The sequence below is a fragment of the Novosphingobium sp. BL-S-32 genome (genome assembly GCF_056857055.1).
This window is the reverse complement of the sequence record NZ_CM166476.1, coordinates 3,417,753-3,432,361: the sequence shown is the minus strand read 5'-3', so window position 1 is coordinate 3,432,361 and position 14,609 is coordinate 3,417,753. Positions and strand designations below refer to the sequence as shown.

The following is a 14,609-nucleotide window of genomic DNA, read 5'->3' as shown; positions in this document are numbered from 1 at the left end:
CCCAACCCGGAGACGCATCGGCCATCGAAACGGGAGAGGCGTGATGGAGGACGACAAGCGTGGAAATGAAGCGATCAGACGGTGGTATAATCGCCTAGATGCGCGTGACAGCGAACTCCATCAAGAGATTGAGAAGCAACTGAGCGACAATGAGGCTGCTCTTGGCCGATCAGGCGACCTAAAGTTTGAGGGTGCGCCGCGACCGCATGTCGATGTTGCGGACGTCTCCATCGAAACGATCGTCCAGAAAGGTCGACCGGCGCTGTTCGTTCTGGAAGACCAGATCAACGCTGAAACTCCATTAAAGGATTCCGTCTCGGCCATAATGGTCGGTCGGGTGACGTCAGCGGCTGGCAAGCTCAACCCGCAGATGCCGCTCATCGGGCGGATTGACGTAAAAAACCATCCTGCCGGCTTTCCTTATGTCGGTACGGGGTGGCTGATCCAGCCGGGCCTTGTCTGCACCAACAGGCATGTCGCGGAAATGATAGGCCAGCAGGACGGGCGAACCTTTGTTTTTTCCCGAGGCCGGTTCAACCGACCCCTGGAGGTGTTCTTCAACCGCAGGCGAGAGAAAGACCCGGCGACGACATCAGCGGCAGACGCCTTTGAGATAGCTAGCATTGCCTGGATCGAGCCAAGCGGCGGCCCGGACATCGCGCTGCTGCGCGTGACCATGCCCGACGACGGCACCAAACCCCGTTATCTTGAGATCGACGAGAGCGACGGTTCATCTGGCGATTACGTCGCCACAGTCGGCTATCCCGCCCGCGCCTATGAGGACACCATCCCGGATCAACTATGGATGGACGAGATTTATGAGGGGATTTACGACGTCAAGCGTATTGCGCCCGGTCAGCTCGACGAGCCCAGCGAAGGGAGCAGCACCTACGACTGCACGACGTTGGGCGGCGCGTCGGGATCGCCGGTCTTCTCCCTGAACAGCGGCAAGGTCGTAGCCTTGCATTACGCGGGCCTTTACAAGATCGAGAACTATGGAGTGCCGGCCAGCATCCTGCGCAAATATACAGTGGGTGTCCCGACTGTAACGGAGACGCTTGCGGTCCAAGACAGCGGGACAGGCAGCACGCCGACCGCTCCACCGCCACAGCAGCCCATCACGCCCGTCGACCCTAGCTTGTCCGTTTCTCCGGCCGTGACCGTAACCCTGCCGCTGACGATCAGCCTATCGCTCGGGGCCCCTTTGGCAGCCGCGCCATCCACCACAGCCCTTTCCCTCGTCGATGCGACCGCACGACTCTTGGCGGAAAATCGGCAGGGAATACTGACGGTCAAGACGGGTTTCGACGGACGCACCGATTGCATCATAATCGCTGCGGAACCGGACAGCTATGACTTGATACGAGCCTCCGCGCCTGCCAGCTATTGTGGACATCCGGTCGCGGTCCGCTACGCGACCATCGAAGAACAGCTCGGTATCGTCGCACGAGTTTCGGAGGGGCCCAGCGCCATCGTCTATGACGACGCGCGACGCACCGGTCCGGATTTCAGCTTCACGAGCTTTACCGAAACCATGGATGTGATCGCCCATGTCGGCCCGGAACAAAGTTTCGATCAGCTGAAGAGCTTCATCGCCGCGACCAACGAGAGCTTGATCAGCTCAATGTACCAGTTTTTCTCTACTTACGTCGCCCAAACAGTCGAAGACCGGCTACAGGCCAAAGTAGCGATGAAGCTGGTGCTTGATCCCGCGAGCCGCGACCCGCATCCAGGACAAACCAAGGACGGCGAGTTTGAACGGAGCGAAACGTTCAAGCTATGGCGAGACAATTATGAATTCGAGAACATCTATGTCCGCAAGGGCAATGGCGGGCTAGTCGGCACCGCATATCACATCAAGGTGACGGTGCGGGACAGGGATGGAATCTGGCTGTCGAGCGGAAATTGGACGCGCAGTAGCCAGCCCTTTCCAGATCCCAAAACCCATCGCGCCGCCGGCAATCGCGAATGGCATATCGTCGCGAAAAGCGAGCGGCTCGCCACACTGTATCGCTCGCATATCCTCGCGGACTTTCAGCAATGTGCCGATCTTGGTGCCACTGCTGAAGCGTTAGCGCCGCAAGAGCAGATGGTGGACGTGCCCATAGAGCCGCTGGTCGAGGCGCCGGTCCCCGTGCCGCCGCCACTCGTATTGTCAGAGCCGGTCACAGTGACGCCGATCCTGACACCTGACCGGCGAGGGCGAGTGTATACCGATGCTGTACTAAACCTCATCCGGTCAGCACGGGACCAACTGGTCTTCCAAAACCAGTATATCAAGATCCGGCAGAGCAGTGCGGGAAATCTGGTTGAACTGGTCGAGGCGCTCATCGAGCGCTCTCATGCCATTAGAGATGTGCGGGTGATCCTGCGAGCAGGCGATGTGGACGACGACATTGCGGAACTGAGGCGGCGCGGGATGGACGTGATGCGCTGCGTGCGCGTACTCGCAAACACACATACCAAAGGCATCGTGGCGGATGGTGAACGCGTGCTGATCGGCAGCCAGAACTGGAGCGCTGACGCGGTCGGAATAAACCGCGATGCTAGCCTGTTGTTCGACCACAGTGGCATCGCGGGCCATTTCCTATCGGTATTCGAGATAGATTGGGCACGCGCGCGCGCCGCCATTGCTTCGGGCGCAGAGGTTCCAAGACGCCCTATCCTGCCCGCGAGGGGTGATACGCCGCCGTCCGGCTATACTCGCATGACCCTATCCGAATATCTAAATGGCTGAGGTTCGCGATGCCGATCTTCTCACTCGACCAGACGCAGGAAATCATCAGTCGGGCCATGTCCGCAAACGTGTTCGCTAAACCCCGCGAACTGCTGCTGAGCGGTATCAACCGCAGTTACACTGCCGGGCTGGAAACAAATCGAGGCCCAGCGGAACAGATGCAGATTGACGTAGCCCGGATGAATGAGGATGGCTGGCTAGGCGATGGGCCGCCACCGCTCGCCATCTGGTTAGGCAACGTCAAATTTCAGCTTGCCGGCCGCCTCAACGACCAAAAGTTTTTTGGACAGCGATATGAGCAAGCGATTGCCTGGGGCCAGATAGCGGCGGCCGGGCCGCAGCCCGATGAAGTGGCGACCCCCACGCCGATTTCGGCCACCGCGGACGCAGATCCAACAATTACACTCGAGCGGGTACTGTTTAAGAACGAACTGCTTCCCATCGGCTTCTTGGTCGGCGCGGCCACAGCGTCTAAGTCAGTGTGCCGGCTGGAGGTGAAAGTCTATCGCGATGGCCAGCAGGACATGTTCGGTGCAGACACTCCGGTCCTCAGTCTCGGAAGCGGCTGGCTTCTCGGCAGGCGCTATATCATCACCAACCATCACGTCATCGCGGGCCGAGATCCGCTCGAACCGCCAGTGTCTCCCGAAGATCTCAAGCTCCAATGCGAAACCGCCCTGGCAAAATTCGGCTATGACGCGGACAACGCCCAAGGAATGACCATCGCCATCAACCGGCTCGCTTATAGCGATAAAGATTTGGATTTCGCTATATTGGAACTGGAGAAGGAACCCGGTTTCGATCCTCTGCCGCTGTGCAAGAAGGATTTTGCCTCACTTGTCATTGATGACACCGGCCGCTTTGCGGAAGCGGACCGTTTCGCGGTCAACATCATCCAGCATCCTAATGGCGCCTCCAAGCAGATCGCCATGCGCAATAATCTGGCGAGCGGCGTCGAGGGCAAGAATTTCGCCTATTTCACGGATACCGACAAAGGATCCTCCGGCTCACCCGTCTGCGACGATCGCTGGCGAGTGGTTGCGCTCCATAAGGCCGCCACCCGTACGCAGGGCGAATATGACTACCAGGGCAAGACGACCGCATGGGTAAACATCGGCACACCCATCGTGAAGATCGTCGAGCACATGAAAAACCATGAACATACGGAGATAAAGCAGCTTTGGACAAACATCGGAGTAAGTATGGCGGTGGAATAGCGATTTAAGGGGGAACCACAGGATACTAATCCATGGCGAACTGGTACAAGCATGACATCTACGTGAACTTCCCCGAGGCCCGCACGGCGGAGGACGAGGAGTGGATCGATACCGTCATCCGTAATCTCGGCACGCTTCTGGAACACGCATCTCCTGAGATCGGGCCGTCTATTACCGACCGGGGCCAGAAATTTGCGCCTCACCGTGGTGCATCTGGCGACGCAGCGATCATGCTCCTGTTTCTGACTCCAGCCTTCAGGCCTGGTACCCTCTCTTGGAGCGAGACTCAGTCATTCCATGCCGAGATCGTCGAGGGCGCGCGTTCGCCCGAACAACTGGTCGTGTGTGAGTTGCGACGCTTTCCCGACGAACGTCGAGGCGAACTGCCATGGACCAACGCTCCGGGCACAAAAGCGGTAACATCGATTCGGCTATTTAATAGCCTGACCCAGGTCGCCTTTTCCGAAGGAGACGCGGTGCAAAAGCATTGCTGGCGGTTGAGCAACGATATCGCCCAGCGTATTGGCCGCCTGAGGGAAAGACAAGAGGCGATAATCGCTGCCCTAACGCCCGCGCCCAAGCGGAGGCCTGTCAAACAAGCATACCTAATGGAGCATGCCGACATCGCTATCTGGTCTCAGACCCGAACTAGTCTGCTCCGAAGTTTAGATCTGGTCATTCATCCGATGCAATTACGGACCGACCAATCAAATGCAACGCAACGTAGACAAATAAGAGAGCTGCGCCGGCGCATGCTTGAAAATTGCCAAGGCCTATTGCTGCTCCGCACTACCGAAAACGATAATCTAGAAATCATGATTTGCGATGCGCTCGCTGACCTCAGAGAAGTGGGCGAGGCAGTGCGAACGATCTGCATCGATTGGGTCGGCAATCCGCCGCCGCAATGGCCCCCGTATTTCCGGCCAGAAACCGTTGATGCGCGATCAGTCAACGAGGACAGCTCAATCGCCTTGTTCGCATGCGAGCCGTGGGTGGCTAGGGTACAGGCCCTCATCGCGGATGAGGGGAAATCGCGATGAATGCAGAGTCAACTCTCGCCACCGGAATGGCTATGCCCATCGCTCCATACCCCGGTCTGCGACCGTTTCGGGAAGGCGAGACCAGCATTTTTTTCGGGCGGGAAAGACAGTGCGAATCACTAGCAGAACTGCTTGAAACAGAGAGGCTTTTGCTGATTCACGGCCCCTCGGGCTGCGGTAAATCCTCGCTTGTGGCAGCGGGACTGATCCCTCTCCTCCAGCGCGACTATCGCAGGGCCAACCAGAAGCTCATTCATGCGGCTTTCCGCCCCTCCTCGGGACCATATGAGGGACTGGCGCGTGCACTTGAGGAAAAGCTTGGCGCGCCGTTCCCCAATAAAGACCCCTATGGCTACTGGGGAGAATGCCTGCTCGACGACGCGACAATCGTCGCCCGCCTCGAAGCGCGGCTGGATGAGCTTAAAAGCGTCGACCAAGACGAGCCAGGATCGATCGACCTGTGCATAATAGTCGACCAATTCGAAGAGATTTTCAGTTGGCAACGCGACCGACGATGCTCCGACGTCGAACGGCTCATCGCCTTTCTCGGCGCCGTCCGGAAGGCGCAGTCGAACCGCGTCTTCGTGTTGCTTACCATGAGGTCGGATTCAATCGGCGCCTGCGCGCAATTCCCCGCCCTGACCGCCGTCATCAATCAGTGCCAATATCTGCTACCTGCGCTGGAGATGAAGGATGTAGCACGGGCCATTGTTGAGCCGGCGCGCCTGTTCAATGGAAGTATCCAGCCCGAACTCCTCGAGCGTCTGCTACTTATCTCCGCGACCGGTGCAGACCCATTACCTGTGATCCAGCATGCCCTAAAACGCATGGTCGACCGACGATCGCGAGACTTTGCCGTGTCGTGGGTAATCGGCGTCGACGACCTTGATGCGGTGAGCGGAAAATCCAATCCCCTTTCCAGCCATGCTGATGAAATTGCCGGCACCATAGAAACGGGCGATCCTGTGTGCGCTATGGCCTTGCAATGGATATTCCGTGCGCTGTTTGACGTCGAGAAGAGCGGCGAGACATCACGGCGCCCGCGGGATTTCGACCAGCTGGCCGCCGTCACCGGCATTACCGATCCCGAGGCAGCCACTGCCATGACTCGCAGGATCGTTGACGCCTTTTCCCGGGAAGGTGCCGATCTTCTCGTCCTCTCCAGATCCACCCCCGAGCGTATCGATATCAGCCATGAGGCGCTGTTACGACAGTGGACGCGCATCGTTGGCGGCGACGATGTAACGATCAGCTGGCAACGGCAGGAGATCCGAGACGGGCTTTTGTGGCGGAGCTTTTCCTCGGCCTATCGCGGCGGTGATCCGCTTCGCCCCAGCAGCCTCGCTATGGCACAGAAATTTTTTTGCCGCATGGAGGCTGCGCCCGAACGAGCGCGTCGCTATCTGAGCGAAGAAATTGATATCAAGGATGTCACGCAGTCCACGGAATGGCGCCGAATCTCTGGACTGATCCATAAGAGCCGAGCGAGAATTCTATGGATACGCCTTACCGTAGGCTCCATACTCGTTTCCTTTTTAACGGCGGCGGGGGCGCTGGCGGTAAAGCAGTACCGCGAGTCAGCAATCCAGAACAAAGTTGCCCAGAAGGAAGCGCGGCAGGTGGGGCAGCAGACCACTCTCGACACATTGCTGGCGGCATCGAACAGCGCGTCACTGGAGAGTGAACAGGTTAGCCCGATAGACGCGCAGATCCTCGATGCTGTCGCCGACACAAATTTTGACCGGTCGGGGTACATTTGGATCGGCGACAAAAGCGGGACTGTCACGACCTTGCGGAAACGACAGGGCACGGCGCCCGTCACCTCTAAGGACATCAAGCCGGGCGAATGCTACAATCCCCGCTATTTACTTGCTTTACGCAGCGGGCCGCCTGACCCGCTCAACCGTTCCGCCCCCCGCATTGGCACAGTGAGCATAGGACAACGTGTCTGCGCGATCGACTCGCCCCAGCAATCCGCCTCTCGCGAGCAATGGTGGCTGCATGTGGCAACGGTGACGATCTATATCCAGGCAAGCGACGGAACCACCCCTAAACTGCTGCAAGTCCGCAAAAATCTAAGCGCACAGCACTACTATCTACCACCGACCCAAGTATTCGAAGTCCCTGCCAACATATTTGAGGTCCGCTATTGTGTGCCCGGAGATAAGGAAGTGGCGCAGTCAATTGCCAATTATTTAACTCAGCAGATCCCACAGCACACGTTCGCAGCATATGATTTTAGTCGCTATTCAGGCTGCACTAATGCTTCGCCAGGAATTCTCGAAGTCTGGATTGACAGCAAATTGCTGAAGGCCTCAGAGGACACTCACCTCGAGCGCAAGGCCGTTGGCCGTCGCCCGTCGAACAATTAGAGCGGATTTCGATCAGTCTGGATCATATCCGCAAGAGCTGAAATAATTGGCGCATTCGGCGGGTTGGAAGATGTCGACGAGCTTGCCGATGAGGCTCCACAGACCGCTAACCGTTCGCTCGCCGATTTTCCGGAGCAAGGCCTTGAGGCGGGAGAAGGCCTTCTCGATCGGATTGAAGTCCGGGCTGTAGGGCGGAAGGAAGCGCAGTGTCGCACCTGCTGCTTCGATCCGATCCCGGACAGCCGGACGCTTATGGCTCGATAGATTGTCCATGATGACGACGTCACCGGGCCGCAGTTCAGGCACGAGAACCTGGGCCACGTAGGCCTCGAACCAATCGCCGTTGATGGGACCGTCCAGTACCATCGGCGCGACCATGCCCGTCATGCGCAGAGCCGCGACCAGCGTGGTGGTCTTGCGGTGCCCGTGAGGGAAACCCATCCGCAGTCGCTTGCCTTTGGCACAGCGGCCGTGGCTGCGGGTCATGTTGGTGGCGGTCCAAGTTTCATCGATGAAGACCAGGCGTCCTGGTTCGAGATCGACCTGCCCCTCGAACCAATCATGCCGCTGCTTCAGGACGTCGGGACGGTCCTGCTCGATTGCATGGCCAGTCTTTTTTTGCGCGTCATGCCCCGACGCACGAAAAACCGATGAAGTCCCGCTACCGAGACGATCAGTCCGGCTGCGGCCAGCTCCACCCGTAGTTCTTCCAGCGAAATGTCCTTCCGCGCCTCCCAGACAGAGAGGACTTCCGCCGCTCGCTCCTCGATCCGGCGCGAACGCACGTCACCGCCTTGCGGTTTGGCGGCAAAGGCGCCCGTGTCGCGCCGAAGCGCATGCCAACGGATCGCCGTCGAGGGGGCAACGCCAAATCGCGCCGCCGCCGCCCGGCAGCTCAATCCGTTATCGATCGCTGCCAAAAGCCGCGAGCGCAAATCCATCGAAAGCGGGTGACCCATCCATGCCAGCCTCCTTCACCAGCACGGATTATGAATCACAAAACGCTATCGTAGGGAATCCCTGCCGATTCATACCGGTCGAAATCCGCTCTAGGATCGAACTACAATAATTGCCGGCTTTTTACCGATTGGGTCTGGCAGGCCCGACGGGAAGTGGGCGGCATCGAAGAGCCGCGAGCCCCACCGGCCCCGTTGCTGCTCTCAATAGGGTATTTGAACAAGCGTTTTACCTCCGAAGCATCTGCACCAATGCCCCAAATATGGTTGCCAAGCGAGGGCACTTTGGCAAGCAATTGGGAGTCGGCGCTCTTCTCGAGATTCTCTTGCATAACTCGGAAAACTAATGCCCGTAAAATAGTTTTCAGATAGTATCAGGTCGCTTCGGCGCACTGATAGTGGAGCACGACTCTTCTCAGCTTCGAGGTATACGTATCCGGACTTGTGATACTTCGTAAAGAATCGCCTGCGCCTTCGAAACAGCATCGCGCTTCAACATATCATTGCTACGAAGACCATACTTCAAATAAAATGGACCAACATTTAGAGATGTTTTAGCGCCACCAATAAACAAAACTCTCAATTTAACGGTTACCAAGTCATCTTCGACCTGCTCAATACCCGCAAATTCGCAGCCAATCGGCCGCTCGTCCAAGTACGTCCAGTCGGGTACGGACTGGGCAGAGAGCGACGAGGCGGATATTATGGCCGCCAACATTGAAGCGATTTTCCTCATATCGTATCTCCACTACCCCACCCCATGAAACCGTAGTTTCAGAAAATGCATTCGGCTCAATACGATTGACTAAATTCTACCTTAATTAACTAAATCTCATAAATTGCGGTATTATTATTTACTATTAGCAATTGGAGATATCAAATGCTACACTTATTTGAAATTCCACCGATCATAATTAGCGCCGTCGTGGCAATCTTCGGTATTTGGAAGTTTTCAAAAGAGCAACAACTAGCCAACAAGAGGCCTTTTCTGGAACATCAGCTTGCAACTTGCCTCGAGATAACTGAAATAGCTGCTCGTCTAACAACGGAAACTGACCCAATTGAATGGAAACGCCAGCGCGACGCGTTCTATTTTCTATATTGGGGACGGCTTGCGCTAGTTGAAGACAGAAACGTGGAAGCTCGGATGTACGAATTCAACCAGGCATTGCCTGCAAATCCACCAGAAGGATCTTTACCCATCCTCGACCTTCAAGCTCACTCACTGCGCCTTGCCCACGCCGCAAGAGCATTAATACTGCAAAGTTGGAATGTGAAGCTTGGATCGCTTAACTCGAGAAGTTAATTTCGCGGATATCAGATCTTTATAATCTGCCAAACACATACCAAAAGCGACAAGTCGGACATTCTCTAGATAAACACCACTTCCACTCGTTTCGACGTTTATCTGAGCCCTCCATGCATCAATCTTCGAGAGCATACGGCAGGATCTGCCGTCGAGCTCAATGACAATTCTAATCTATACAGACGCGTGCTGGGTCGCAAACGCGCTTCGAGACTCGTCACGCGCTCAATTCAATATCGACGATTGCACCTACGGCGAGCACCGTCGGCCCCCATGTCGCCGATTTTCGTTCGGCATTTTTTGGATCCTCCAACCAGACAGCGCATTCAGTTCCGCCGGGCACGGCGTAGCCCGCTACCTGGGGGAAACATGTCGGGTCGGGCATGATTGCCGTGAGGATTTTCGGACGCCGCTTAGCGGTGGCTATTGTTCCTATCAGTTCAGGAGACTCGCCCCCCTTTTGAATCATGACGTTGATCGGCTCCGCCTGGGGGGGCGCCGCAAAACGCACAGAAATCCAAGCTTCTGATTTCGCTGGCTTAGTCTGATCAGACTCTTGTGGAACGGGATTGCGCCAACCGAAAGACTCGAGAATATTTGAAACACCGAGCTTTCCGCCCGCAAGAATTAGTCCTGAAAGGAAATACCCAAATGAACCCAACGCCGTCGCACGGCCGCCAACTGCTTCATAAAGGTCGCGAACAAGGTCGAGTCCTAGTTTATAGGCGACAAACCAGCACACTGCCACGGTGATAGGCGTTTTCAAAACCCTCCTTTTAAAATGCGAGAGGAAAAAATTTGACTCAAAAAGCACCGCCAACGCCTGCTCGATCAATACAGCAATCACCAATACGGAGAACAATATATTTACGAGCTTTCCAGTATCGGCATTGCCTGCATTCGCGTGTGCTGCCACATCAGACGTATTGTTATTTCTAGAACTGCTCTGGTTATAATTTCCAGCCGAACTCGGAGAGCGGCTCGAGACTTCCGCCCCTTGTGTTGCTTCATTTTGCGGGACAGCTTGAGACCAAGCATTCGGAATGTCGATCACTGCGGCCAATGAAACCGCGGCCAACGCCACCCCCAATGTAGCAAGCACCTTGCTGTCCATCCTTCACCCCATCAAAAAATATTGAACATTTGAGAAATAATTATTACTTAATCGTGAAATCACAAGTAACATATATTTTTATACGTCGCGCTTTATAATATCACTACTGCATCGCGTGAGCCAATTTAGTATGATACGATAATTTTTCGTATCCTCCTCCATTATATCCTTTCGCGAAGGCGCGACAGCTCTGCGGGTCGGTGGAAATCATCGCCATTTCATCTTTTAAACCTGTGTACTCCACATAATCGACCAAGAGTTCGTAATGCTTGGATTCAGACGCCACAGTGCTGTGCGCGAACGCGAAAGGGCTGGAGAATCCGAACTCGTCCCACCACTCACCCAGTACCTGAAACTTGCCCCAAGAGCATGCCATGAAGGGAGCATCGACGGCGCCGGTAATGATTGCACCTAGCAGTTTGTCCCAACTGCTTTCGTTGTAGCCACCGCTCACGGGATTGCTGAATGAAGCGATCGAGTAGGCTCCACCGGTATATTTGTGGAACTTATGCCGTTCATACAGTATTTTGGGTCGCGCCTTGCTATCAAACCCACTTCCGGAGGCCTCCACTTTAGCGACAGCCTGTAATTGTTTCGTACTTATACCAAGCCGATCAGCGAAACTCGTTATCTCTTCCGATGTGAGCTTAGGAGCTGCTGCGTTCGTAAAGGTCAGTAACAAGGCGTCGCGTGATTTTTGCCCCCAAATGCCGTCCGGCTTCGCTCCCACGGCGCTTTGAAGATCAACGATATTCATGAGTGGCCTCCTTCACATTTAAGCGGCAGCGAGCGGCGCATTCGTCGCTCGATCAGACTCCGCTTGCGGGATAGGGAAAGGCTGGCGCAGGCACTGGGGGCACATGTACCCCTCCGTGCTTCCGCAAGCCCGCGTCGCTTACAGCGTAGCCCCAGTTAATAAGCCTTTCTTGCAAACCGTCATCCAGGCGACTCAGCCGGGTCGGAATATGCGCTAGCTCAAGGGTGCGTGAGAATGGTGCCGTGAGAGCATCTGGCAGCTCAAACTTCGCTAAATCGGAACCAATTCCCCAATAGGCACCGAACCTCTCTTGCGCGATGTAAGTAGCGATCAGTTGCCGTACTCTCAAGGTAGAAACCTGATCGTGAATTATTTCCAGTACTCGGCGCGCATGCCGAGCCCAGTCGACCGGCGGCGAAGGATCGATCGCCAGGGCTCCCCCCCCATTCGATACGAACAGAGTGCGATAGCGCTTAAATACGGTTTCCAATCCAAGGTTGTCGTAGACGCCGCCGTCGGTAAGGGAGACATCATGAAGCAGAGCCAAGTCTACGCCTTCCTCCACATGCGCGAAGTCTGACGGACGCGTTTCCAACACAAAAGGTGAAAGAACTGGAGGGAAGGCGGAAGACGCGGTCACAACGTCAGCGAGGGAGAATCGGGGCTGAGTAATCTCTCCCACGGTCCAATCGCGTGCGCTCTTACGGCTGAAGCGCCAGAGCTTGCCCGTCTCAACATTTGTGGCGTTGATCACGAATACAGGCGTTTCGGGCAAATCCTGCAGCGTCGCTTCGCTGAATAGCAATCTGCTGTAGATACCGGAGACACGGTCGGAAGCTGTCAACGACACTGTAATTTTCCCCGGAACGGGCAAAGTAAAATTCCCCACTTTGCGGCGTAACGTTCACGTCGGCATGGAGGCGCCTCCTGTTCTGGGAGGACGGCCTCGACGCCGAGGTTCCGTGGGTGCTGGCGGGGTAATTCGTGCAGTGGAGCGGACATGCTCGGGCAGCAGGTCTGCGTGGCGCCTGAGGCGATAGCTTGAACCGTCGATCTGGATGACGATGGCGTGGTGAAGCAAGCGGTCGAGCAGCGCTGTAGCGACCACAGGACTGCCGAAGATTTCGCCCCATTCCGCGAAGCCCCGGTTCGAGGTGAGGATCATCGCCCCTTTTTCGTACCGCGCATTGACGAGCTGGAAGAACAGATTGCCGCCCCCGGGTACCACCGGAAGGTAGCCAATCTCGTCAACGATCAGCAGGGAAGGCCTGCAGTAGAAGCGGATCCGCTCCTGCAGGGAGCCCTCCCGTTCAGCCTTTGCAAGCGCGCTGATCAGATCCGCGAGCGTGATGAACGAGACGCTCTTTCCAGCTTTGACGGCCTCGAGGCCGAGCGCGCTGGCAAGATGGCTCTTTCCGGTGCCCGGGGGGCCAAGCAGATGGACCACCTCGCATCGCGCGACGAAGTTCAGTTCGGCAAGCGCCAGGATGCGGGCCTTGTCGAGCGAAGGCTGGAACGAGAAGTCGTAGCCGGTGAGTGTCTTGACGGTATTCAGCCGGCCCATCCGCAAGGCGGTCCGGATGCGTCGTTCCTCGCGGAACGTAAGTTCTTCGAGGAGAAGCTGTTCGATCATTTCGAGTGCGGTGATTTCGCCACGGTCGAGACGAGACACGCAGGTATCGACCACTTCAATGGCGCGCGGCATTTTGAGGCCGACCATGCTGATCTTGATGCGATCGAGCAGCGATGCCGTCGGATCGGGAAGCAGCGAGTTCATGCGCCAGCTCCCGTCGTTGCCATCTGGTGAGCGACCGCGGCGTAGAAGTCGAGCGAACGGCGCGTCACCACTTCACCGCTGAAGCCGTGCGGGATCGGATTTTCGTCTTTGGCCCGATATTGACGCCGGTGACCTTCCAATAGCGAGCGCTGCCGGCGCCCTTCCAGAAGGGGGTGACGAGCAATCAGCCGATCATCTTCGAAGATGCAGATCTCGTCCGCCAGGCTGTGGACCTCTACCACCCGTTTGCGGGTCGCATCGGGTACCGAGTAATAGTTGCCGCCGACGCTCACCATACCTTCGTGGCTAATCCTGCGCTCGAGCTTGAGAACCGCGCCGAACGGGATCAGCGGCAGGAGCTGGAGTGTCGGTTTTTCCTGCGCAAACGCCTCATTGACGATACGTCCGGTCGTTGCATGTACACGCGGGTTGGCGACGCCGCTGAGCCACTTTCCGAACTGAAGGTTGAGATCGTCGAGATCGCGGAACGTGCCGCCCAGGAAAAAGTCTTCACGGATATAGCGGAATGGCCGCTCGACCTTGCCTTTCGTCTCTGGTCGGTAAGCGCGGCAAGCCTTCGGCAAGAAGCCATAGTGGCGCGCGAACTCGCCGAGCGTCCGGTTGTAAACGACGCGGCCATCTTCATCCTCACCGAGAACGGCCGTCTTCATCCGGTCGTAGAGGATTTCGCGCGGCACGCCGCCGATCGCCTCGAACGCAGCTCTGTGGCACGCAAGCACGGTCTGCATCGTCTGGCGCTGTGCAAAGCGCCCCCAGATCAGCCGTGAGAAGCCCAACACCATCGAGAACAACCAGACAATCTGGACGCTGTCCGGCGCGCTGGTGAAGCGCACTCGGAACTGTGCGAAGTCGACCTGAGCCTGTTGCCCTGGCGGCGTCTCGAAGCGCACGGCGAAGGCGCTGCCACCACCGGCCGGCCGTAGCGCACGCACCGCATCGCGCACGGTGCTGTAACTGCCAGCGTAGCCACGCTCGCTAATCTCACGCAAAAGCCGCTGCGCACTCAGGCCGGGATACGCCTCGAGCCTTGCCTTCAGGTAATCGAGCCACGGATCCAGCAAGCAGTCACGTGGCTGCCGGGGGCCGTAGGTCGGTATCTCGAGCCCACGTGCAATGTATTTGCGCACGGTCTTGCGGTCGATGCCGGTCTGGCGGGCGATCACCGCCACCTTCAGACCTTGGCGATGCAAATCCAGGATCATCATCAGATCTCCAAGCTTCTTCATCGCGGCAGCGCCTCCTCAAGAGGAGTATGCCCGATATTTTGTTTTGGCCCTCGTCCGGGGCTCGCCCCGGACAAGGGCCAATCAGA

Annotated in this window: 12 protein-coding genes; 5 read left to right on the top strand and 7 right to left on the bottom strand. The window is 56.8% G+C overall.

The features are described 5' to 3' along the window. Positions 1-43: 43 nt before the first annotated feature. Genes AC1VVK_RS16165 through AC1VVK_RS16150 form a run of 4 tightly spaced genes read left to right on the top strand, consistent with a single transcriptional unit; the run spans position 44 to position 7,366 of the window. Complete coding sequence (locus AC1VVK_RS16165; RefSeq protein ID WP_482903760.1) at positions 44-2,737, top strand: phospholipase D-like domain-containing protein; 2,694 nt, start codon at positions 44-46, stop codon at positions 2,735-2,737. Between the two features lie 8 nt (positions 2,738-2,745). Next, positions 2,746-3,954 carry a trypsin-like peptidase domain-containing protein gene (locus AC1VVK_RS16160; RefSeq protein WP_482903759.1) on the top strand — a complete coding sequence of 403 codons (1,209 nt, stop codon included), beginning with the start codon at positions 2,746-2,748 and terminating at the stop codon, positions 3,952-3,954. 32 nt (positions 3,955-3,986) lie between these two features. Beyond that, on the top strand, positions 3,987-4,994 hold the full coding sequence (locus AC1VVK_RS16155) for a hypothetical protein (protein WP_482903758.1): 1,008 nt from the start codon (positions 3,987-3,989) through the stop codon (positions 4,992-4,994). Then, positions 4,991-7,366, top strand: coding sequence for an nSTAND1 domain-containing NTPase (locus AC1VVK_RS16150; RefSeq protein WP_482903757.1), 2,376 nt, complete (start codon positions 4,991-4,993; stop codon positions 7,364-7,366). Before AC1VVK_RS16155 ends, AC1VVK_RS16150 begins: the two co-directional genes overlap by 4 nt. A 12-nt stretch (positions 7,367-7,378) precedes the next feature. Here the strand turns inward: AC1VVK_RS16150 and AC1VVK_RS16145 are convergent. Next, a protein-coding gene (locus AC1VVK_RS16145) for an IS630 family transposase (protein WP_482903756.1) occupies positions 7,379-8,325 on the bottom strand; the annotation gives its coding sequence in 2 pieces (ribosomal slippage) (positions 7,379-7,989 and positions 7,989-8,325; 948 coding nt in all). Positions 8,326-8,737: 412 nt separating this feature from the next. Then, positions 8,738-9,058: a hypothetical protein gene (locus AC1VVK_RS16140; RefSeq protein WP_482903755.1), complete on the bottom strand. Its 321-nt coding sequence runs from the start codon at positions 9,056-9,058 to the stop codon at positions 8,738-8,740. A 144-nt stretch (positions 9,059-9,202) separates the two neighbouring features. Here AC1VVK_RS16140 and AC1VVK_RS16135 point away from each other — a divergent pair, with 144 nt between their 5' ends. Next, positions 9,203-9,628, top strand: a complete 426-nt coding sequence (locus AC1VVK_RS16135; RefSeq protein WP_482903754.1) for a hypothetical protein — start codon at positions 9,203-9,205, stop codon at positions 9,626-9,628. Positions 9,629-9,845: 217 nt separating this feature from the next. Here the strand turns inward: AC1VVK_RS16135 and AC1VVK_RS16130 are convergent, their stop codons facing one another. The 5 genes from AC1VVK_RS16130 to istA all read right to left on the bottom strand — a co-directional run bounded on the left by AC1VVK_RS16130 (position 9,846) and on the right by istA (position 14,523). Then, the gene (locus AC1VVK_RS16130) at positions 9,846-10,742 is read right to left on the bottom strand and encodes a hypothetical protein (protein ID WP_482903753.1); all 897 of its coding nucleotides are present in this window, start codon (positions 10,740-10,742) and stop codon (positions 9,846-9,848) included. A 103-nt stretch (positions 10,743-10,845) separates the two neighbouring features. Then, positions 10,846-11,499 (bottom strand): N-acetylmuramidase domain-containing protein, encoded by a 654-nt coding sequence (locus AC1VVK_RS16125; protein WP_482903752.1) that lies wholly within the window; start codon positions 11,497-11,499, stop codon positions 10,846-10,848. A gap of 52 nt (positions 11,500-11,551) precedes the next feature. Further along, on the bottom strand, positions 11,552-12,349 hold the full coding sequence (locus AC1VVK_RS16120; protein WP_482903751.1) for a patatin-like phospholipase family protein: 798 nt from the start codon (positions 12,347-12,349) through the stop codon (positions 11,552-11,554). A 54-nt stretch (positions 12,350-12,403) separates the two neighbouring features. Then, on the bottom strand, positions 12,404-13,276 hold the full coding sequence (gene istB, locus AC1VVK_RS16115) for an IS21-like element helper ATPase IstB (RefSeq protein ID WP_482903750.1): 873 nt from the start codon (positions 13,274-13,276) through the stop codon (positions 12,404-12,406). Beyond that, positions 13,273-14,523, bottom strand: coding sequence for an IS21 family transposase (istA, locus tag AC1VVK_RS16110; RefSeq protein WP_482903749.1), 1,251 nt, complete (start codon positions 14,521-14,523; stop codon positions 13,273-13,275). The genes istB and istA overlap by 4 nt, the downstream gene beginning before the upstream one ends. Between the last annotated feature and the right edge of the window lie 86 nt (positions 14,524-14,609).

Coding starts and splice junctions, on each gene's coding strand:
- istA (WP_482903749.1), bottom strand. CDS start 14,523: ATGAAGAAGCTTGGAGATCTGATGATGATCCTGGATTTGCATCGCCAA.
- AC1VVK_RS16155 (WP_482903758.1), top strand. CDS start 3,987: ATGGCGAACTGGTACAAGCATGACATCTACGTGAACTTCCCCGAGGCC.
- AC1VVK_RS16130 (WP_482903753.1), bottom strand. CDS start 10,742: ATGGACAGCAAGGTGCTTGCTACATTGGGGGTGGCGTTGGCCGCGGTT.
- AC1VVK_RS16140 (WP_482903755.1), bottom strand. CDS start 9,058: ATGAGGAAAATCGCTTCAATGTTGGCGGCCATAATATCCGCCTCGTCG.
- AC1VVK_RS16165 (WP_482903760.1), top strand. CDS start 44: ATGGAGGACGACAAGCGTGGAAATGAAGCGATCAGACGGTGGTATAAT.
- AC1VVK_RS16150 (WP_482903757.1), top strand. CDS start 4,991: ATGAATGCAGAGTCAACTCTCGCCACCGGAATGGCTATGCCCATCGCT.
- AC1VVK_RS16125 (WP_482903752.1), bottom strand. CDS start 11,499: ATGAATATCGTTGATCTTCAAAGCGCCGTGGGAGCGAAGCCGGACGGC.
- AC1VVK_RS16135 (WP_482903754.1), top strand. CDS start 9,203: ATGCTACACTTATTTGAAATTCCACCGATCATAATTAGCGCCGTCGTG.
- istB (WP_482903750.1), bottom strand. CDS start 13,276: ATGAACTCGCTGCTTCCCGATCCGACGGCATCGCTGCTCGATCGCATC.
- AC1VVK_RS16160 (WP_482903759.1), top strand. CDS start 2,746: ATGCCGATCTTCTCACTCGACCAGACGCAGGAAATCATCAGTCGGGCC.